The 21628-nt window shown below is 38.5% G+C and carries 20 protein-coding genes, 3 tRNA genes, 3 pseudogenes and 1 other annotated feature; of the genes and pseudogenes, 1 reads left to right on the top strand and 25 read right to left on the bottom strand.

The window, feature by feature from the left end; genetic code table 11:
• Positions 1–96 precede the first annotated feature (96 nt).
• The 22 genes and pseudogenes from rpmA to ACHBHN_RS09835 form a co-directional block, all read right to left on the bottom strand.
• Positions 97–390: a 50S ribosomal protein L27 gene (gene rpmA, locus ACHBHN_RS09940; protein ID WP_009909754.1), complete on the bottom strand. Its 294-nt coding sequence runs from the start codon at positions 388–390 to the stop codon at positions 97–99.
• A 45-nt stretch (positions 391–435) separates the two neighbouring features.
• Positions 436–750, bottom strand: a complete 315-nt coding sequence (gene rplU / locus ACHBHN_RS09935; RefSeq protein WP_002941330.1) for a 50S ribosomal protein L21 — start codon at positions 748–750, stop codon at positions 436–438.
• Between the two features lie 36 nt (positions 751–786).
• Positions 787–857: a sequence feature (ribosomal protein L21 leader region), on the bottom strand.
• A 69-nt stretch (positions 858–926) separates the two neighbouring features.
• A complete protein-coding gene (gene brnQ, locus ACHBHN_RS09930) occupies positions 927–2252 on the bottom strand; it encodes a branched-chain amino acid transport system II carrier protein (RefSeq protein ID WP_105123370.1) in 1326 nt (441 codons plus the stop codon).
• Positions 2253–2468: 216 nt separating this feature from the next.
• Positions 2469–3686, bottom strand: coding sequence for a tRNA uracil 4-sulfurtransferase ThiI (gene thiI, locus ACHBHN_RS09925; RefSeq protein ID WP_105123371.1), 1218 nt, complete (start codon positions 3684–3686; stop codon positions 2469–2471).
• Between the two features lies 1 nt (position 3687).
• On the bottom strand, positions 3688–4830 hold the full coding sequence (locus ACHBHN_RS09920) for a cysteine desulfurase family protein (RefSeq protein ID WP_105123372.1): 1143 nt from the start codon (positions 4828–4830) through the stop codon (positions 3688–3690).
• A gap of 100 nt (positions 4831–4930) precedes the next feature.
• Positions 4931–5959: a low specificity L-threonine aldolase gene (locus ACHBHN_RS09915; protein WP_125266378.1), complete on the bottom strand. Its 1029-nt coding sequence runs from the start codon at positions 5957–5959 to the stop codon at positions 4931–4933.
• A gap of 95 nt (positions 5960–6054) precedes the next feature.
• Positions 6055–6126, bottom strand: a tRNA-Arg gene (locus ACHBHN_RS09910).
• A 37-nt stretch (positions 6127–6163) separates the two neighbouring features.
• Entirely contained in the window at positions 6164–7369 is a 1206-nt protein-coding gene (gene rpsA / locus ACHBHN_RS09905; protein WP_105111014.1) for a 30S ribosomal protein S1, read from the bottom strand.
• A 123-nt stretch (positions 7370–7492) separates the two neighbouring features.
• A tRNA-Gln gene (locus tag ACHBHN_RS09900) sits at positions 7493–7564 on the bottom strand.
• A gap of 138 nt (positions 7565–7702) precedes the next feature.
• A tRNA-Tyr gene (locus ACHBHN_RS09895) sits at positions 7703–7783 on the bottom strand.
• 51 nt (positions 7784–7834) lie between these two features.
• Positions 7835–8068, bottom strand: a complete 234-nt coding sequence (locus ACHBHN_RS09890; protein ID WP_105111013.1) for a DUF2969 domain-containing protein — start codon at positions 8066–8068, stop codon at positions 7835–7837.
• A 192-nt stretch (positions 8069–8260) separates the two neighbouring features.
• Entirely contained in the window at positions 8261–8851 is a 591-nt protein-coding gene (locus ACHBHN_RS09885; RefSeq protein ID WP_394734002.1) for a YdeI/OmpD-associated family protein, read from the bottom strand.
• A 4-nt stretch (positions 8852–8855) separates the two neighbouring features.
• On the bottom strand, positions 8856–9266 hold the full coding sequence (locus ACHBHN_RS09880) for a DUF1801 domain-containing protein (protein WP_105111011.1): 411 nt from the start codon (positions 9264–9266) through the stop codon (positions 8856–8858).
• Positions 9267–9823: 557 nt separating this feature from the next.
• Complete coding sequence (locus tag ACHBHN_RS09875; protein ID WP_394734001.1) at positions 9824–11188, bottom strand: AAA family ATPase; 1365 nt, start codon at positions 11186–11188, stop codon at positions 9824–9826.
• Positions 11189–11200: 12 nt separating this feature from the next.
• The gene (locus tag ACHBHN_RS09870) at positions 11201–12232 is read right to left on the bottom strand and encodes a hypothetical protein (RefSeq protein ID WP_394734000.1); all 1032 of its coding nucleotides are present in this window, start codon (positions 12230–12232) and stop codon (positions 11201–11203) included.
• A 2-nt stretch (positions 12233–12234) separates the two neighbouring features.
• Positions 12235–12873, bottom strand: a complete 639-nt coding sequence (locus ACHBHN_RS09865; protein WP_394733999.1) for a hypothetical protein — start codon at positions 12871–12873, stop codon at positions 12235–12237.
• A 549-nt stretch (positions 12874–13422) separates the two neighbouring features.
• Positions 13423–14142, bottom strand: coding sequence for a CPBP family intramembrane glutamic endopeptidase (locus tag ACHBHN_RS09860; RefSeq protein ID WP_105160880.1), 720 nt, complete (start codon positions 14140–14142; stop codon positions 13423–13425).
• Between the two features lie 128 nt (positions 14143–14270).
• A complete protein-coding gene (locus tag ACHBHN_RS09855) occupies positions 14271–14624 on the bottom strand; it encodes a prealbumin-like fold domain-containing protein (RefSeq protein ID WP_269089473.1) in 354 nt (117 codons plus the stop codon).
• A 236-nt stretch (positions 14625–14860) separates the two neighbouring features.
• A complete protein-coding gene (locus tag ACHBHN_RS09850) occupies positions 14861–15784 on the bottom strand; it encodes an alpha/beta fold hydrolase (RefSeq protein ID WP_105111008.1) in 924 nt (307 codons plus the stop codon).
• Positions 15785–15817: 33 nt separating this feature from the next.
• Positions 15818–16879, bottom strand: a pseudogene (locus ACHBHN_RS09845) (recombinase family protein); the annotation flags it as partial.
• Between the two features lie 475 nt (positions 16880–17354).
• Positions 17355–18731, bottom strand: coding sequence for a tetracycline efflux MFS transporter Tet(L) (gene tet(L) / locus ACHBHN_RS09840; RefSeq protein ID WP_001574277.1), 1377 nt, complete (start codon positions 18729–18731; stop codon positions 17355–17357).
• Between the two features lie 34 nt (positions 18732–18765).
• Positions 18766–18813 (bottom strand): annotated as a pseudogene (locus ACHBHN_RS09835) (tetracycline resistance efflux system leader peptide); the annotation flags it as partial.
• A 146-nt stretch (positions 18814–18959) separates the two neighbouring features.
• Here ACHBHN_RS09835 and ACHBHN_RS09830 point away from each other — a divergent pair.
• A complete protein-coding gene (locus ACHBHN_RS09830; RefSeq protein ID WP_015063485.1) occupies positions 18960–19640 on the top strand; it encodes an IS6-like element ISS1S family transposase in 681 nt (226 codons plus the stop codon).
• 239 nt (positions 19641–19879) lie between these two features.
• On the opposite strand, the gene aph(3')-IIIa is transcribed toward ACHBHN_RS09830, so the two are convergent.
• From aph(3')-IIIa to ACHBHN_RS09815, 3 genes and pseudogenes are all read right to left on the bottom strand, one after another.
• On the bottom strand, positions 19880–20674 hold the full coding sequence (gene aph(3')-IIIa / locus ACHBHN_RS09825; RefSeq protein ID WP_001096887.1) for an aminoglycoside O-phosphotransferase APH(3')-IIIa: 795 nt from the start codon (positions 20672–20674) through the stop codon (positions 19880–19882).
• A 92-nt stretch (positions 20675–20766) separates the two neighbouring features.
• Entirely contained in the window at positions 20767–21309 is a 543-nt protein-coding gene (gene sat4, locus ACHBHN_RS09820) for a streptothricin N-acetyltransferase Sat4 (RefSeq protein WP_000627290.1), read from the bottom strand.
• A pseudogene (locus ACHBHN_RS09815) lies at positions 21306–21551 on the bottom strand (aminoglycoside 6-adenylyltransferase); the annotation flags it as partial. The gene sat4 and the pseudogene ACHBHN_RS09815, both read right to left, overlap by 4 nt.
• Positions 21552–21628: the final 77 nt, after the last annotated feature.

The raw sequence follows: 21628 nt of genomic DNA, 5'->3' as shown, positions 1-21628 counted from the left end.
TAACTCTATTATACTACTTTACATATGAAAAAGCCGTTAGAAATACAATTCTAACGACTTTGTCTTCAGTCTGAAATGGTCCACTGGACCATTTTTTTACTTAGCGATTGGGTAAACAGATACTTGTTTCTTATCGCGACCTTTACGTTCGAAGCGTACAACGCCTTCTACTTTAGCGTAAAGAGTGTCATCTCCACCACGACCTACGTTAGCTCCTGGGTAGATTTTTGTACCACGTTGGCGGTAAAGAATTGAACCACCTGATACAGTTTGGCCGTCAGCAGCTTTCGCACCAAGGCGTTTCGCTTGTGAGTCACGACCGTTTGACGTTGAACCTCCACCTTTTTTGTGGGCCATAAATTGCAAGTTAGCAAGATTCAAGTTTAACATATGTTATTCCTCCGAATTTCTGTAATGATTGCTTCAAGCTACGCCTTAAGCGTTGATAGCGTTGATAACAACTTTTGTGTAAGGTTGACGGTGACCTTGTTTGCGGTGGCTACCTTTTTTAGGTTTGTACTTGAAGGTAACAACTTTTTTCTGTTTACCTTGTTTTTCAACAGTACCAACAACAGTAGCGCCTGCTACGAGTGGAGTACCCACAACAGTTTTCTCACCACCAACAAGAACTACTTCTTCGAAAGTAACTTCTTGACCTGCTTCAACGTTCAATTTTTCAACGTAGATAGCTTGACCGACTTCAACTTTAACTTGTTTGCCGCCAGTTTTAATGATTGCATATGTGCTCATTATGCACCTCCTATGAATTTTAGGGCTCAGCCCGAATTTAATGTGAAGACTCGCCTAGTACCGTGGGACGAACCACTTAAACGGTATTCGTGCGGTTGCACAGGATGTGTGCATAGTCAACCCTTGTAATATACCAAAAAACACTCGCTTTTGCAAGTGTTTTGTATCATTTTTTCTTACATTTCGAAAACTTCACTCTCCTGCTTGTTTGGCAAGAAGAGAGAAAGGACGATTCCGACAAGAGCTGGCATCAGCCAAGATAAGGATTGTCCGGCAAATGGCAGAGCTCCAATCAGGTTTGAAATTCCTGACCAACCAAATTGTCCAGCCAAGACTTCTACTAGCGACAAGACTGTTACCACACCAACTGTCAGCTGCATGCCTGGTTTTGACAGAGGCACAAATTTGTTGACAATGGTGATTAAAACAATACAGATGGTAATTGGATAGAGAACCAAAAGAACAGGAACTGAGAAAGTGATGATATTGTTCAAACCGAGGTTGGCAATCCCAAAACCAATCAAGGTAAAGACAGTTGCATACACTTTATAACTAAAACGTGGGAAACGCTCCGCGAAAAATTCACCTGAAGATACGATCAAGCCAGCTGTTGTCGTGAAACATGTCACGATAACCATAGCTGCCAAGAAAATCTGTGCACTTGGCCCAAAGATGGCTTGTGTTGCTTGCGAAAGAATGTAAACACCTTTGTTAGTATCTGATACCAAAACATCAGCAGGCACAGGGAAATGATTTCCTAAGAAAGCCAAACCAACATATAGTGCTGAGAAAGCTAAGGCCACAACAAGACCAACTGACCAGATGGTTGAGACGTATTCCTTCTTGCTAGAGAAACCAAGTTGTTTTAAGGTATTGACCGCTACCACACTAAAGGCAACCGCCGCAAGAGCATCAAGGGTATTGTATCCTTCAATAAATCCTGTACCAAAGGCCTGTCCAACTGAATAAGCTTCTGCTGCTGGCAGAGGACTGGTCGAACCATATTTGGCAATACCTAGCACCACCAAAATCACAATCAAAATAGCAAAAACAGGGGTCAAAATTCGTCCGATACTGTTCAAGATTTGAGACGGTTTAAGGGCAATCAGGTAGGCTGCCACAAAGTAAAGAGCTGTAAAACCAAACAACCAGAGACTCGGATTCCCATCGCCCAATAATGGCGCAATACCAATTTCGAAGGACGTTGTAGCCGTACGCGGAATGGCAAAGAAGGGACCAATGGCCAAATACAAGGCAACAAGATAGCCCGTTGCAAAAGCCGGTGAAATCTTGCGAGAAATTTCATGTACATAACCTTTGGGATTCAATGTCCCGACAATCAGGGCAATGACAGCAATACCGACACCTGACACAACAAATCCTAATATAGCTGGCCAGAAATTCTCACCAGATAAGACACCAAGTGCAGGTGGGAAAATCAAGTTTCCTGCACCAAAAAACATACCAAACAGGAGTAATCCTGTTAGAGCTCCTTTTTTCATAAAAACTCCTTCTTATCTTTTTCGAAAGTCCATTATACCACAAAAATTCGATTTTTTCCGAACGTTAGGTTATTAAGGTAACGACACCTAAGTCAAATAATTAAAAAACGCATCAAATCAAGTTAAAATTAACCTTCATTTGATGCGCGAATGAATTTCTTTCTAAAGCTGTCTATTCTTTCCCAACCGTGTCAGACATTAAACTTCATCAACAGTTTACAGTAAATCTTCGATTAAATTGTCAATCTCATCTTTTGCTTCCACTTTTGGAGTAATTTCTGTCACAATAATTCCTGCAACAGCACGTTCTACCAATCCTTCTACATCCATGCGAGCTTCGTACTGCTCGACATGTTTGATTTTCGGATTGGTTTTTGGACGGTCAGGGGCAAAGATGGTACAGCAATCCTCAAATGGCTGGATGGAAATATCAAAGGTATCAATTTCCTGAGCAATATCAATGATTTCCAACTTGTCCATGGTCACAACTGGACGGATAACAGGTGTATTTGTCACCGCATTGATAGCCTGCATGGATTCCAGGGTCTGACTTGCCACTTGTCCTAGACTTTCACCATTGATAATAACCATAGCACCACGCTCTTCCCGTACTCGGTCTGTAATCCGCATCATGAAGCGGCGTGTCAAGGTCATCAAATAAGCTTCAGGTGCTTTTTCCTTGATTTCTTCCTGAATTTCTGTAAATGGTACTTCGATAAAGGTGATATTACCACCAAAGGCAGTCAATTTACGGGTCAAATCATGGGCTTTTTTAAGAGCACCTGGACTAGTGTATGGAGGGCTAGCAAAGTGAAGAGCTTCAATTTCTACCCCACGTTTCAGTGCTAAATAGCCCGCAACAGGCGAATCAATACCACCTGATAACATAAGCGTTCCTTTTCCAGATGTTCCAACTGGAAGACCGCCTGCCCCCTTGATTTCTTCATGGGAAATATAAGCTGCGTCTGGACGGATTTCCACTCGCAAGGTAATATCTGGCGACTTCATCTGTACCTGTACATTTGGAATGGCTGTGAAAACCACATCTCCTAGGACTTGGTTAAGGTCACGGCTATCCAATTCAAAGCTGTGGTCGCTACGACGCGCAGCAATCTTGAAGGTCATCCCTTCCTTGTAAATGGACTGCATAATCTCCACAACCGCTTCTTTCAAGGCTGGAACAGACTTCTCAATCTTATAAGACGGTGCGAAATTTTGGATCCCAAAAATCTTCTTCAAAGAAGCTGAAACTTCCTGATAATCTGCCCCGTTCAAATAGACATGACCACGATCACGGTCAAAATAAACGGTCACTTCTGGGTAGACAGAAAGGACATGTTTGATATTATTGCGGAGTTTGTTGACAAACCGCATCTTGTTTTTCCCTTTGGTTGACAATTCGCCATAGCGAATCATAATTTCTGAATAGTTCATTCTACCTTACTTTCTGTGTATTGTGATAAATTTGCTTGAAAATCGTGAGGAATTGCTCGATTTGCCCCATGTCATTATCATCGTCTAAGCTGATACGGACGGCCGTTTGAGCCAGCTTCTGCGGTACTCCCATGGCAATCAAGGTTCCAGCCGGTTTTCCAGCCTTGGACGAGCAGGCTGAAGTGGTCGAAATGTAAATCTGGTGGTCTTCAAAGGCATGGACGATGACTTCACCACGGATATTTTTAATGCCAAAGGTCAAAATACTTGGTGCAAAATTATCCATGCCTGAAAAAACAGTCACATGGTCAAATGTGCTGAGTTCTTCCAAGAGGATTTGCTTCATGGCAGACAATCGTTTCTGGCTATCCTGCGCCTTGTCCAAACTGAGGCGGAGCGCTTTAGCAGTTGCTGCAATACCAGCCACATTTTCCGTTGTTGATCTCTTGTCACTCTCTTGACCACCGCCTGTCAAAAGCGGAGAAATTTTCTTACCAGATTTGACATAGATAAAGCCGACTCCACGAACTGAATGGAATTTATGACCAGAGAAGGTCGCAAAATCAACGCGTTCCGTCAAAAATCGTTCTGTCGGGATTTTAGTGATAGCCTGAACAGCATCCACGTGGAAGGAAATAGTCGGTTTGTCCATCAGCAAGTTTGAAATTTCCGCAATCGGCTGGATAGAGCCAATTTCATTGTTGACTGCCATGACGGATACCAAAATCGTATCGGGACGTAACAAGCTCTCCAATGCCGAAACGTCCACAAACCCTTGGGCATTGACCGGCGCAAAATCCACCTCAAATCCCTGCGATTGGAGCCAAAGGGCGGATTCCTTGACCGCTGGATGCTCAATGTCAGACACAATGATATGCTTGCCCAAATGCGACCGTTCAAAGGCAACCCCCTTGAGAACCCAGTTGTCCCCCTCTGTACCACCAGAGGTAAAAAAGATTTCCTTGCTATCCTTGCCTAGCAATTCTGCAATTTGCTTACGGGAGGCCTCTAAGATACGGGTCGCCTGACTGCCCAAATTGTGCAGACTAGACGGATTGCCCCAAATTTTTGTCGCTACTTCTGTATAGGTCTTGAGCGTCTCAGGATAGACCTGAGTCGTCGCTGCGTTATCAAAATAAATCATGATATCATTCCTTTGTTTGCAATAGTCCTATTTTATCACTTTTTACCAGCTTTTGCCAACCATCACTACGAAAAGACAGCCCACGGACTGTCTTGCATACCTATAAAATTTCTTTCAACCGTTCGATGTCAGCCTGGCTAGTTGACCAGCTAGTTGCAAAGCGTATGATACTGTGACTATCGTCATATTTTTCCCAGAAACTGTAAGCAATGCCTGATTCAGACAATTTCGGCAACTCTTCATTTTTGACAATAATAAACTGCTGATTAGTCGGCGAATTGAGATAAAACCGATAGCCTTTTTCAACTAAAACTGCCTTGAGTTGCTCTGCCATGTCGATCGCATGCCGTCCGATGCTCATATAGAGATCATCAGTGAACAATCGATCAAACTGGACTCCAATCAATCGTCCCTTAGCTAACAAGGCACCGTGATGTTTGACAATAGATACAAAATTCTTTGGCTGATTATTCTTTGTAAATACAAGAGCTTCTCCCAACAAGGCGCCAAGTTTTGTCCCTCCGATGTAGAAGACATCTGTCAGCTCTGCTATGGCCTGCAAATCAAGATCCGTATCGCGTGCAGCAAGCCCATAACCCAAGCGAGCACCGTCTAAAAAGAGCGGAATATTGTGCTGCTGGCAAACTTTGGACAAGTCTTCTAACTCTGTTTTGCTATAAAGCGTACCATATTCAGTCGGGTGAGAAATATAAACCATTCCTGGATGAACCATATGGGCATGATTAGCATCAGCATAGAAATCTTTGATGAAATTATCAACCTCACTTGCCGTTATTTTCCCTTCATGATGCAGCAGTGTCAAAACCTTGTGTCCAGAAAATTCAATAGCACCAGCCTCATGTGTAGAAATATGCCCAGTATCTGCAGCAATCACACCCTCGTAGGATGCCAGCAAGGAATTGATAGCGATTTGGTTGGTCTGTGTTCCACCTGCTAAGAAGGTTACTTGAGCATGAGGACAATTTGTAGCTTGGCGGATTTTCTCAATTGAAGATTCTGTGTGGCTATCAAGTCCGTAGCCTGCTAATCCCTCGTCATTAGTAGTAATTAGAGCTTCCAGTAAAGCAGGATGAGCTCCCTTATTATAGTCATTTTCAAAATGTAGCATCTTTATTTCCTTTCAGGAGTTTCAAATTTTATGAACAAACTATGAACAAGTGCAACAAAAACCCTTATAGGATAAGGGTTTTCGCCGTTATATTATCCACCCTGAGGGAATCGAACCCCCATCTCAAGAACCGGAATCTTACGTGATATCCATTACACTAAGGGTGGAAAGGAAAAACTTGCGCAAGGCAAGTTTTTAATCGAATTACAATTCAATGTCACCGAAAAGGTCTGCCATTGAGAAACCAGTTTGTGTTTCTGGCAATTCGAAGTCACGTTTTTCTTCGCGTTTTTGACGACGTGGACGTGGTGCACGTTTTTCAGCTTTTTCTTCGCCTTCAGCTGCTGCTGGACGCTCTTCCAAAGCCTTGATAGAAAGTGATACACGCTCATCAGCTGCATTCACTTCAAGAACTTTAACAGTAACTTCTTGACCTACTGACAAAGCATCTTTTGGATTTTCAACACGTTTGTGTGAAATTTGTGAAATGTGTACCAAACCATCGATACCTGGCAATACTTCAACGAAAGCACCGAAGTCAGTCAAACGTTTCACTTTACCTTCAATCACATCACCAGCTGCCAATTTTTGCTCAACGCCGTCCCATGGACCAGGCTGTGTAGCTTTTAATGACAATGATACGCGACCTTCAACTTCGTCGATAGCAAGAACTTTAACTTCAACTTCTTCACCAACAGTAACTGCTGATTTAGGAGATACGTTACGCTCATGTGACAATTCAGTCAAGTGAACCAAACCATCAACACCACCAAGGTCGATGAAAGCACCGAAGCTAGTGATACGGGCAACTTTACCAGTTACAACTTCACCTACTGACAACTTACCAAATACTTCTGCACGCGCTGCTGCTGCTGATTCTTCAACAACGTCACGTCGTGACAAGATGAAGCGGTTTTCTGCTGGATCAACTTCTTTGATTTTAGCATCAAATTCTTGACCTACAAAGCGCTCAGTGTTGCGAGTGAAACGGCTATCGATCATTGAAGCTGGGATAAATCCACGAAGACCTTCAAATTCAACTGCAAGACCGCCTTTAACGGCACGAGTAACTTTAACTGTAACAACTTCGTCTTCACGACCAACAAGCTTGTCCCATGCTTTACGTGCTTCCAAACGTTTCTTAGAAACAAGATATGTAACAGTGTCAGTATCTTTCCCTACTACTTGACGAAGCACAAGCAATTCAAGTGTTTCACCAACTTTAACAAGGTCGTTGATATCAGCATCACGGTCGTTTGTCAACTCACGAAGAGTCAATACGCCTTCTACACCAGTACCTGAAATAGCTACATTCGCTTGACCAGCATCAACTGTCAATACTTCTGCAGTTACGACATCACCAGGTGTAACTTCGCTTACACTGTTCAACAAATCTTCAAATTCGTTCATTATAAATAAACCTCCGACAATCGGGCCTCCCGACCCAACATAAAATATATTTTATTAAGGCACACGCAAGGACAACAACAATATGGACATCTTTGACGAATTAGGATAAACCTAATACCTTGACTGGGGTAGCTGGATTCGAACCAACGCATGAGGGAGTCAAAGTCCCTTGCCTTACCGCTTGGCGATACCCCAAAATACACCACTAAGATAACGTTCTGAAATGAACTCGGGCTAAACGCTGTGTAAAAAAGATAAGTTGCCTAGCAAATCAGGATTTGCTGTCAACTTCCTATTTTTACTGTGCGTTTGACGCCCTTAGTATCTTAGATATGGAGAGAGAGGGATTCGAACCCCCGAACCCGAAGGAGCGGATTTACAGTCCGCCGCGTTTAGCCTCTTCGCTATCTCTCCGCGCACTAACATTCACTATTCTACCATAGAATAGTGATAATTACAAGTCTTCTAATTGCTTAAATTGTAATTTTCAATAATATTTGCTACTGCTGATTCCAAAGATTTATAAAAACTATCAACAGCTCCGTTTTTTACCACTGCAAGATTTTTTTCTTCAAATTCAGCAATCTCACCGATAACTTTTTTTCCGATAACCAAACGATAGCCTGAAAATTCTTCTTTATTGACCACAACCTTGCTATCTTCTAGTTGGATTTCAATTTTTTTATCTTTTTTACTCATTTTAAAACCTCACTTTTATTATTCTACAAAAAAATAGAAGAGCATGCAAGTGCAAGCGCTCCTATTATACTATTTGTTCGGATTTACATTTTTTATTACTCTGATAAACAATTATTTTTTACCTTCTCGATACAATTGCTTTGTCTTGTAGCCTTGTTCTAAAATATCAACCATTTCAGCCAGACGCTTGTTCTACGTGGCCTCTGTCTTGGCTGAGTAAACATACCTGGCCCAATCTCGTTGATAGCCTGGCGTTAAACTCTGATAAAAGCTCAATTCTTTTGGATGATGTTCCAAAAATCCCTCAATGTCTGCGATCTTATCCAGATAATCGCCTACTCTGGCTGACGATCGACTGCTTGACTGGACCTTTGTTTCTGGTTGGAATTTGACTGCCACCATGGTGTAGTTGTCATCAAGCGCCACCATTCGATTGAACTTGTAGACTGTGCCCTTGATATAGCCATCCTCATCAGTAACTTCTAGACAGGGAAAAATGTGATCGCGATGAATGGGAGCGTGCCCTAGCTTGTTCTTATTTTTGGGATAGAAGAGATAAAGCTGACCATTTTCAACTAGGAGATGTTGTGCAGATGCCTGCAAAATAATGTTCTTCATCTCCTCTAAGCTATAAACGTAGGCTAGCCCAAGCTCAAGTTTCTCCGCTACTTCTGTCGGAAAGCCATAGCCATCAAAAGCAGTTTCTTCCTCCTGCGCTGGTTTCATCATAGCCACATCTGTGAACTTATCCAACTTTAGCTTTTTCAATAAGGTTTCATCCATGATTTTACTCCCCTTTTTGACGGTGGTATTCAATTGATTTGACCAGAATTTCCTCTAGAACTTCCATATCAATGTCTGCCAATTTATTAACATAGACACAACCAACTGCTGCCTTATGCTTGCCCAAACGGTCCAATAGCTCCTGGCGTCCAGGCAGATTTTGATCAATATAAAGACTAATCTTGGCCTGTCTGGCCGCAAAAGCGAGAATGGGGGAATCTCCTTCCGTCCCAGTATCATACTTATAATGGTAGCAACCAAAGCCAATAATGCTGGGATACCAAACGACAGCTTCCTCCTGGCTGATGCGCTGGTGCAATTCTAGTAATTTGTAGGCATCTTCCTGCTTACGGACTGTTTTCAATTCTGCAAACAATTCATGGACCGACTGTCCAGTAGGGGAAAATTTTGACATAGATTTCCTTTCTGATGAGTGGCTCTAATAATATCCAAGGATTATAAAATTTAGTTACAACATTTCCCTAGTTTTATATCCAATTGTACGTAGACTATCTTGCATCTATTTTCTCATTAATATCTTGTTTTATTTTTGATAGTACAATTGATTTTAAAACTAAATTCCATCCATTATTTTGGAATTAAAGAGATTATCAATCCCAAAATAATCAACTTCATTCCAAATTCTCCCATAGAGCTGGGTATAAAATATAGCCAAAACATTCTATTTTGATTGCTATGACCGAGGAGGATGACAATACCAATGAACATTAAAGAAATGATTTACATAAAGGACGAACGCATTAATAAAAGTGAGAAAATTTAAATCGACATTTAAAGTGTAAACACATTTACTTCGACAATCAATCTCAGATGTTATTAAAATTGAGTATAAGTCAGATACCATTTCAACCAATCTCAATGTTTAGCAACGAGAAAGACTGTTCCATTTATCTACATTCAACTATTTCTTGTCTCCAAATTCTAGAAACTCCTTCCGTTTTTCTTTGCAGGTCACATCTCTTGCTGAGTGAAAGACAAGTCTTCTGCTGTAATTAGCATCAATTCATCATCATTAATCTGCTCTTTCTGTGAAAGTCGATTAGCTTGAAGGGACAATGAAGTTTCAAAAATATTTCGAACCGCTCGGCCATTTGCAAAATTTTGCGGTTTCTTATCACAAATCTCTTGTAAATACTGTTTTAAAATAAGGCTTGCATCGGATGAAATTCGCATCTCATTTGTCTGGCAATATGAGTTAAAAATTTCTAATAATTCTTCTGCAGTATAATCAGGAAAATGTATCAACTTATTGAAACGCGACCTTAAACCAGGATTTGATTCCAGGAAATCATTCATTGGATCAGAATATCCTGCAACGATAACTACAAAATCATCTCGCTTATCTTCCATGGCTTTTAAAATTGTATCAATCGCTTCTTGACCAAAATCTGTCCCACCTTTAGCCAATGTGTAGGCCTCATCGATAAATAAGATTCCACCCAGTGCCTTATCAATTACCTCTCGTGTCTTGATTGCCGTTTGCCCAACATAACCAGCTACTAAGTCAGCCCGATCTACTTCAATCAACTGCCCTTCTGATAAAATCCCCAAAGACTTGTAAATCTTAGCAATGAATCTAGCAACGGTCGTTTTTCCAGTTCCTGGATTTCCTAGGAATACCAAATGATTGGAGGTTTTTACGGTTTTGAATCCCCGTTCTTGTCTCATTTTATTGAGACGTATTAAGTTTGTTAAATTATGAACCTCTTGTTTTACAGCATCTAGTCCAATCAATTGGTCTATTTGGTCTAACACCTCTTCAATCGTTTCAGCAGTTACAGAAGAAGAAGTTTCTTCTGAAGCAACCTCTTGTTCCCTTTCGTTGATGACCAACAATTTCTCAGCAACTGCTAGCTCTCCTAACTCCGGAATCAGATCAGTTGTCATATATTGTTTTAGGTATTTTACATGATCAACAAAACCTTGGATATTCGTAGATTTTTTCTGATTTTTACTTAATGTATAGTAGCGTCCAATTGAAGTGATGGTTGTTAGATAGAGTTCAGAAAGTATAATTCCTTCACTCTCCTCGTTTATTTGATCAAATTGACATAGAAGTTTAAAAGTTGAAGGAATTTTTTCTAGTTTATTAAACTCAGGAACTTCAACTTGAATCCCCGATAGATAAGTGCTAACAAAAAGATTCATTCGCTCTGTGCCATCAGTCAATGATATTCTGTGAATAAAAGTAAGGATTTCTTGAAGAACCAATTGCTTCAATGAAACTGGCAAAGATAGTGGTAGCTGTTTGCTTTCAACTTTTTCACATGCACTCAGCAGTCTAGCCATAGCATTTTTGATTTCTAAATCCATCATAATTCCTCAATTTTAGAGTAAAGCAACTTGATCCATGATGGCCTGATAGACTTGACGTGAAGCATCCGAATCTTGAAGCAATGTTTCTTCTATAATCGATGCAATTCCTTCTTTTAAGCCATCTGTATTGACTTGATTTATTGTTTGAAAAGTATGTTGATCATCCAAAGCAAGAATGAGTGCTTGATTGTCTTCAACTACCTCCTTCTGAGAGGTAACTTCATCCAATAGCTCTGTACAGTAGAAATCCATCTCTACTGTCGTCATGTTGGATTCAAAAAAGGCATAGTCTTGCAATCTTTCCAGAAACCATTCTGATTGCAGGGTATCATATACACTCAGCCACTTATCATGCGAAGAATGCCATACACTTCCACTATTCAGTAATCCCTTGTTATTAAAATAGTATTGCTCATCATAAAATCGAAGTGACATGGTCAACATGGACAAAAGGGAAAAGATTGAAAATATTACTGTGCTTTTATCAGTTGCAATCTCTTTCTTAAAGACGGAAATTAATAATTGTAAAACATTGTAAAGTTGATCAACTAACTCCCGCATTTTTTCTTCCGAATAGGGATTTTGCCGCCTTCTCGCATCCAACATATCTGAATATGTAGAAAGAACTTTATTGAATTCATAGCCGGCTTGAATATCGTGTCCTTGTTTTACAGCTTGATGAAGCTGATGAATTTGGTGAGAAATTTCCTCACTCATTTTATCAAGTTTTGCATATAATATTGCAAAGCCGGCACAGGTTGCGACAAGATTTAAACCATTCAATATAAGTGATGGATTTTGTAACTCAAACGTACTCAGAATCCCCCTAATCCCTTTGGAATCTAGTTTAAAATGTTGATTGATTGTTTGAAAAGCCTGGTTTACTAACTGCCCTGCTTCTTTGTTTTGTATTTGATTGAGTGCGACCTTCTGAAATGCTCGAATTTTTTTATTATTCCCTCGCACTACTATCTCAAAGATACCTTTCTCGTTGAGAAAGGGGAGAAGTTCATTCAAAGAATTGATATTTTTTACTCCAGACATTGCTACTCTCCTTGGTTCTTACTATTCTTTAACTCACAATAGACGATGATTGTCATGATCAGATAAAAAACTTCACTTGAATATACTCCATTCTTCGAGAAAAACTCTGCCACTTGATAGTTCAATTTTTTAGCCTGTTCCTGCTTCATATTGAGAATTATTTGCTCAATAGAGAGAGCATCGATGGATAAGTTGATAGTTTCAAGTAGCTTAGTATCTGATTGAAGAGCTGAGTTGTAAAGACAAAGCATGACTCTGCAATAATCAATCAATTGGGGAACAGAATGGAGCCCTTTTTTTCCATTTGCCTTTGCTTTTTCATAATAGCGTCGAGATCTAGGTATCAGTTGGGGATCGATGACCTGCTTATTCCCTTTTGGAGCTTTTGCAATCTTATTTGAAACCAATTTATCTAAGAAAATACTGTAATAAACCAAGTGTTTTTGAAAAGGTATCTTGGTCTTCAATTCCAATTTTTCTAAATAATCACATAATTTTTCAGAAAAAATATACTGATCAATCCGATTATCCTCCAAAAAGGAAAATTGAATATACTCTCCAATAAGTAAAGCTTTGATATTCTTAAACTCTATAGAACTGAAATCCATTATAGTTTCTTTTATGAAGTCATTATATTTCATACTCTCTTCCCATTCTATACAATAATTTTTCTTTTATTATATCACATTTCACATCTACTCATTTCCCTTTCACTCCACTTTCAGGGGCAATCATTTAAACGATTTAAAGGTAGTTACGTTTCTATTCCCCAAAACTCCTTGTCAATGGAAACAAACACGTACCCAAAGGGTAAATGGGAATAGAATTGGATAATTTCTAGCTATCACTTCTACTCCCTCTAAAAATTTTCTCACTCTGATACTTCCCCACCCTAAGCTAAAAAGCCTTGTCTCCAAGGCTTTTCAATATGCTTTCATTCAAAGGTTTCTAGGCTTTCACCAGCAGAGCGACTACCTCATAAGGAGGATTGATGGTAAAAACAATCACATTCCGCTTTCGCATCCCTCTCTTTTTAACTTCGGACACCAGAAAAGACGATAGATTTTGGGGTATGATACTCCATTTCTATCGCCTTATATCTTTGAATTCAGTTTTATTCAGTTTTATTAAGTTTCGTTCACCTCGACCAATCTAAATGCCGGAGAAGCATATAAAATTGTATTCCCTTACTAGCTGAAAAACCTTTCTTTTTTCCTTAGAAGTTTAATTATTATTACAAGGGAAATAACCACCTCTAAAACATATACCCCTATCAATACTATAGGTAGAATTTGAACTTCTGCAAGGCTACCGCTGAGCAATATGTAATCCCAAAGAGAATGGAAAATTATAGGGAACAGTATTTTTCGTGTGTCCAAATACATAGCTCCTAAGAACACTCCCATAACAAAGGTTGAGCAAAGTTGTCCCATTAGCTCGGAGACTGATAGACCTCCTATAACATTTATTAAATGTAATGCACAAAATAGCACTGAAGATAGCAGTATGGCAAGAGCCGGATTCATCTTCTTCGCCATTGCACCAAGCAATATCCCTCTGTACATGCCTTCTTCAGCTATTCCAATCAAAGCAGTATCTATTATCAATATAACAAATGCTAAATCCGGACTAAATCCTCTGACAATTGAATATAGTCCAAACCCTACTACAGGGATGAACAAAAGTGCTGAAAATACATAGCTCGGCTTGCTTTCTGAGTGCAAGGTTAATTCATTTTTATTTTTTATGCCGTAGTACAAAACCAATATCGCTAATATAAACATAAACGGCAAAAACTTCCTGCTGAACTCCGTTGAATTATATGGAGTATTTAAGAAATGATTACTTATAAAAAGTCCTATTCCCATTATAATCATATACGCTGTTAATAAAATATAGTTCTTCTTCATATACAACCTCCTGCTTTCATCTATCAAAAAGTCCTCCAATTATTTGCTTGAAGTGCTTTGATTTTGCCTCTAAGTCCACTACAATATAGAGATAGCTATATGTAAGCCATTCTAATTCATCTGACTAATCAATTATTCTTTCTATGGTTCTTACCAATCAATCCAAGCAACATAAACAAAGCAACAACGCCTGTCACCAAGTAAAAACTAATGTTGGAGCTATCTCCGGTTTCCGGAGCTTTATATTTCTTAACTACCGTAGGAACATTTGCAGGAGGATTAGTTTTGTTATCCTTATCATTTTTAACAGAAAGCTTTATAACGGCTTCACCCTCATCCAAATCTTTTACATTAACTTTTACAGGTTCCTTATTTAAAACATATCCGTTAGGAGCCTTTGTTTCAACCAATATATACTCTTTGTCATAATCCAGCTCATCAATTATAGCCTTACCGTCAGCCCCTGTTGTCACAGTTTTTATAGGTTTACCTGAGCAGAGCCGACTTTTACCAAGAATAAATCAAATGTTGCATTTGCCAATCCCATATTACTTTTCAATATCTTCTTTTTGAAATTTTCTAATCATACCTTTACCATCCAATCTGTTCCATTCTATTAATAATAAATAGTTTTTGCAAGCAGTAACATTAGTCCTGTCCAATACAGAACTAAATCCTTTCAATAATTATTTGTCCAACTTTTTGGGGTCAGTACATTCTAAATCTTTTCTTTTTTATTTGTATCAGAGCGTAAAAATTCTAGCACGTCCTGATAAATAGTTTCTTTATCTCTTTCATTAAGTATTTCATGTCTCATACCTTTATAAAGCTTGCTTTTAATGTTTTTATATCCAAGACTTTTTAAGAATCCTTCTAAACCCTTAAACTTTTCGTTTCCTTGAATAACAGGATCATCTTCTCCAGCTATTAAAAATATTGGTAAAGCAGTGTTTTTTGGTCTCCAGTCTTTGCCATTGTACGCTGATTTTAATAATTTAAAAAGATTGATAAATGCATTTGTAGTAAATATAAAACCACAAAGCGGATCTGCATCGTATTCCTTGACTGTGTCTGGATTAGCGCAAATCCAATCTAGCTGGCTTTCATATCCCTTGCTATATTGACCGGCTGATAAAGAATTAAAAAATTTATTGGGCTTATATTTGCCATAAAAAACACTGCTTATTTTTGCTAAAAATACTGCAAATCCCGCTAATTTATTCTCAGTTGGTGGCCCACATAAAACTATTTTATCAAGCTCGTAATCGTATTTCTTTAAATAATTTCTAGAAACAAGAGTGCCCATGCTATGACTAAATATTGAAATACTTAACGAAGGATATCTTTCTTTTAAGTATTCTGTCACTTGATAAGCATCGTCAACAATAACAGAGCTGTCCTCTGTATAAAAATATCCTAAGTGAGATGAGTCTTTAACGCTAGCTCCGTGACCTCTATGGTCATGAATCGCACAGACATAACCGTTTTGAGCTAAGTAATTCATAAAATCGTAGTATCTTTCTTTATGTTCTGACATTCCATGAACTAACTGAACAATTCCAATAGGATTAGAGCTTGGCTCTATAATAGCAAGTTCGAGCTCCAGTCCATCTCGCTTAGATTTAATTTTTTTAGTAATCATAATTTCACCTACTATCTAATTACAATATAATTATTAATACACTTCGTTTACGCTCGTGACATCAATACTACACTCTCCACATGTGTAGTCTGGTCCTTGAGAATACAATTTTTTATCCTCGTCACTGTTTTGAGGACACAATTTATCTGTTTCTAGTTTAGCATTTTTACGTTTACTTTTAAATTGTTTACCATCCTTGTTTTGAGTTTCACCTGTTTTGAATATTATGGTTAACATTGCAGGATCAATTTCTCCGTCGCTATTAACTCCACCTACAATAATTTTCTCAACAATACTTTCAAAAACTGCACGATCAAACTCCGTAAGCATTTTCTGTGAAGATAGCAAGTGCTTAAACTCAGTTAGTCTTTTCTTTACATCGATTTCTGATTTTAAGGTTGTTTCAATATTTACCTTCTCTTCTGCTAGAAACTCTTTTTCTGAGGAAATTTCATTGTACTTTTCATTGTATATGGTATCGCTAATTTTCCCTTTGAGCCTTAGATTTACAAGATTTTCCTCTTTTTTTAGTAATGTTCGAAGTTTGTTTGTAATCCTTTTTAATTCCTTGCTAAGGCTATTGTCATTCAATTCAGATTCAATCGTTTCAAGTAAGTCTGTCATTAAGTTTTCATTTGAATGATAAAGTTGTCTGTAAGCTTCCATGAAAGCCCCCTCAATAGCGAGCTCTTCTAATCCTTTACTATGCTTACAAAATTTCTTTCCTTTCTTTATCGATGTAACACAGTGCCACACAACCTTACGATAATCTGAACGGCAGTGCCAACTTCTTCTAGATAATATTGAACCACAAAAACCACATTCTAACATGCTACTAAAAGCATACATTTTTGAATAGCGTTCACGCTTGCCATTTACATTTGTAGCAGTCTTCTTATTTCCTGCTCGACGAAGTCTTATCTCCTGAGCTTTCTCAAAGTCTTCTTTAGATATTATAGGTTCATGATTATCTTTGATGTAGTACTTATCTTCTTCACCAAAATTACTTAAACGTCTCTTGCTTATTGGATCCACTGTAAAAGTTTTGCCCATTAGAATATCGCCTTTATATTTTTCATTCTTTATGATTCCTATACTTTATATTCATAAAGTGTGTGCTCTGCGAGGCTGTCGGCAGTGCCGACCAAAACCATAAAACCTTTAAGACCTTTCTTTTTTTTACGAGAAAAAAGAAACAAAAAAACCTGCCCTCTGCCACCTCAGCAAAGGGGGGTTTTGCTCTCGTGCTCGTTTAAAAATCAGCAAGGGACAGGTAGTATTTTTTGAGAAGATCACTCAAAAAATCTCCACCTTTAAACCCTTGCCAATTTTTATTTTGTCCGTTTTGTCTAGCTTACCGAAAGCCAGACTCAGCAAGAATAAAATTTTTATTGTCTTTCGGTTTTCTAGTGTAACGGACAAAACCACTCAAAATAAAAAAGATACAAGAGAGGTCTCTCGTATCTTTTATTCAGCAATCGCGCCCTTTAATGGAACAAAAAGATTTGAATTCCTGTTATAAAAAAAGGATCAATTTTGAACTCTCTCCCAAAGTTGATCCCTTAACGATTTAGAAATCCCTTTGAGAATGTTTATATACATTCAAGGTAACCAGCCAACTAATGACAATGATTCCTGAAAAAAGTAATAACAAATTACTATACAGATAAGTTGACTGATCAACTTCCATAGGTAACAACCTTTGATCAAGTAAGGGTATGGATAATAAACCACCTACAATTGCAATACCTGTTCCCTCTGATAAAAAGCTGGTAAAGTTAAGCAAACTCATTCCAGCACCAGCTTCCTGCTGTTTCAAGCTACTTGAAACAATTGTTGATATAACTGTTTTGGTGAACGAAAGCCCACCTAAAACAAATACGATTATAATTGTCATGAACCATGATGTTGTTTCTAAAAGAAAGGAAGCAGTTAAAAAGCTAACAGAAAGAAATGTAACTCCGATGTTTAACACGTATAAAGGACCTCTTCTATCAACAAGTATCCCACCAATGTAGCCGAAAATAATGACACTCATTGTTCCAGGGAAAATAATTACACTTCCGATTTCGGCAGTACTTAGCTGGTGAACATCTTTCATCATATAAGGAACCATAGAGACAAACCCTGCTACTGTTCCAAATATAATTCCCCCACAAAGAACTCCAATCATAAAAGGTATATTTTTCCCTAATCCGGGATCAACAAAAGGATCTGTTACTTTCCTGATATGTTTTACAAATATCAGGAATGACAGCACGCTAACGATAAGAAAAGAAATGCTATATGATGTTGTAAACAACATAAAAAATACAATGCCTACAGACATTAGTATAATTCCTTTGATATCAAAATGACCTTTTATCCTTACTTCTTTCTTTAATAATTTCATAAGAAACGGAACAGTGATAATTGTTATCATAGGAATGAGTAGAAGATAGGACCAATGAATATAATGGGCTATCATTCCACCAATCGCTGGACCGACTCCTTCTCCCATGGCTACTATCGATCCAATAAGACCAAATGCTTTACCCCTATTTTCCTTTGGAATATAGCGCGCAACTACAACCATTACGAGTGCTGGAAATGCAGCTGCACCAGCCCCTTGAATAAAACGAGCCATAATAAGTAAGGAAAAGAAAGAATGGCCAACAAACCCAATTACCGACCCGAAACAATTTATTATAATTCCAAATAGGAGTAACCTTTTAATGCCTAATTGATCAGATAGCTTTCCATATACAGCTGTTCCAATGGAAAAGGTTAACATAAAGGCTGTGTTCACCCAGTTTGTACTCGCAGGTGGTTTATTAAAATCATTTGCAATATCAGGTAATGAGACGTTCAAAACCATTTCATTTAATACGCTAAAAAAAGATAAAATGCAAAGCCAAATTAAAATTTGGTTGTGTCGTAAATTCGATTGTGAATAGGATGTATTCACATTTCACCCCTCCAATAATGAGGGCAGACGTAGTTTATAGGGTTAATGATACGCTTCCCTCTTTTAATTGAACCCTGTTACATTAATTACACTTCATAATTAATTCCTCCTAAACTTGATTAAAACATTTTACCACATATAAACTAAGTTTTAAAGGTTCTGTTGCAAAGTTTTCTGATAAGTCTATTTTAGTGTAAAATGAATAAAAATGACAGCGAGGATATATCAATGAACTATTTTAAAGGTAAACAATTTCAAAAAGATGTGATTATTGTCGCTGTTGGTTATTATCTACGTTACAATCTAAGCTATCGTGAAATTCAAGAACTCCTTTATGATCGTGGGATTAACGTTTGTCACACAACTATTTATCGTTGGGTACAAGAATACAGTAAAGTCCTCTATCATCTCTGGAAAAAGAAAAATAGACAGTCCTTCTATTCGTGGAAAATGGATGAAACTTATATCAAAATCAAAGGTCGTTGGCATTATCTCTATCGTGCAATTGATGCGGATGGATTGACTTTAGACATCTGGCTACGCAAGAAACGGAATACTCAAGCTGCTTATGCGTTCTTGAAACGACTCCATAAACAGTTTGGTCAACCAAGAGTAATTGTCACGGATAAAGCGCCCTCTATTGGTTCTGCATTTAGAAAGTTACAGAGTAACGGTTTATATACTAAGACAGAGCATCGAACCGTGAAGTATCTCAATAACCTCATTGAGCAAGACCATCGACCAATCAAACGACGCAATAAATTTTATCGAAGTCTACGAACTGCCTCAACCACGATTAAGGGCATGGAAACAATTCGAGGAATATACAAAAAGAACCGAAGAAATGGAACGCTCTTCGGATTTTCGGTATCTACTGAGATTAAGGTCTTAATGGGAATATTAGCTTAAGAACAAGAAGGATTATAAACCTTGTATTTGATTTTTAAACTTTGCAACAGAACCATAAAAGCCATACTCACAAACCTCTTCACCAAAACTCTTTACATCTCTAATATAGAACTCTATCTAGCGAACTTTTAGAAAAGATATAAAACATCAGAGTATGGACAGTTGCGGATGTACTTCAGAAAAGATTAGATGTCTAAAAAGCTTGTAGTTAAAGCTTTTTAGACATCTAAATCTAGGTACTAAAACAATTCATCCAGTAAAATATAATATTTTATTTTCTCCCAATCAGGCTTGATCCCCAGTAAGTCAAAAAATAGCTCGACATACTGTTCTTCCCCGATATCCTCCCTGATCGACCGGACGCAGAAGGCAATGTCATACCACTTGTCCGCCCTGCCGCTTCTCCCAAGATCAATAAAGCCACTTACTTTGCCATCTTTCACAAAGATGTTGCTGTCTCCCAGGTCGCCGTGGGAAAAGACAAGTTCCTCTTCGGGCTTTTCCGTCTTTAAAAAATCATACAGCTCGCGCGGATCTTTAAATGGAGTGTCTTCTTCCCAGTTTTCGCAATCCACATCGGCCAGATCGTTATTCAGTAAGTAATCCAATTCGGCTAAGCGGCTGTCTAAGCTATTCGTATAGGGACAATCCGATATGTCGATGGAGTGAAAGAGCCTGATGCACTCCGCATACAGCTCGATAATCTTTTCAGGGCTTTGTTCATCTTCATACTCTTCCGAGCAAAGGACGCCATCGGCCTCACTCATGAGCAGATTGCTCCAGCCATCATGCCGTTCAAAGTGCAGGACCTTTGGAACAGGCAGCTTTCCTTCCAGCCATAGCATCATGTCCTTTTCCCGTTCCACATCATAGGTGGTCCCTTTATACCGGCTGTCCGTCATTTTTAAATATAGGTTTTCATTTTCTCCCACCAGCTTATATACCTTAGCAGGAGACATTCCTTCCGTATCTTTTACGCAGCGGTATTTTTCGATCAGTTTTTTCAATTCCGGTGATATTCTCATTTTAGCCATTTATTATTTCCTTCCTCTTTTCTACAGTATTTAAAGATACCCCAAGAAGCTAATTATAACAAGACGAACTCCAATTCACTGTTCCTTGCATTCTAAAACCTTAAATACCAGAAAACAGCTTTTTCAAAGTTGTTTTCAAAGTTGGCGTATAACATAGTATCGACGGAGCCGATTTTGAAACCACAATTATGATAGAATTTACAAGCTATAAGGTTATTGTCCTGGGTTTCAAGCATTAGTCCATGCAAGTTTTTATGCTTTGCCCATTCTATAGATATATTGATAAGCGCGCTGCCTATGCCTTGCCCCCTGAAATCCTTACATACGGCGATATCTTCTATATAAGCGTACCGGTTCCAATTTTTTCGCAGTTTAACTTTTCCGACGCATTTATCGTCTTGGTAGTAAAGATATATTATCTTATCAGTATTGTCAATATATTCAAGGCAATCTGCCTCCTCATCCTCTTCATCCTCTTCGTCTTGGTAGCTTTTTAAATATGGCGCTTCATAGAGTAATTCTGTAAAGGTCCAATTCTCGTTTTCATACCTCGGTATAATCTTACCTATCACCTCAAATGGTTCGCTGGGTTTATCGATATCTTTCAGGTGCCCTGCTTTCATTTCTGTAATCACTGTTCCCGCCTCTCTTCTATATCAGCGGCATATGTGCTATCCAGGCAGCCGGTTTTACCAGTGTATTTTTTATACATGTCCCTGGTATATTTTGTTATATTCCTATCATACTCCGGATAGGCATAATGAAGCCTTTCCGCCACCTCACCGGATACCGCCCTGAACAATTGATGGCATAGAAATAATGCTTCCCATATGTTTTCATAGGAATCCATCCGGTAGGTGGACAAAAGTTTCTCCCATTTTTTAATACAATATTGTTGCCACACTTAGGACATTTTCCTACAAGGGGTCCCGAGCGCTTAGTGGGAATTTGTAC

This window comes from Streptococcus sp. A22 (assembly GCF_043674215.1).
GTDB lineage: Bacteria > Bacillota > Bacilli > Lactobacillales > Streptococcaceae > Streptococcus > Streptococcus suis_V.
This window is presented reverse-complemented; position numbering and strand designations above follow the sequence as displayed.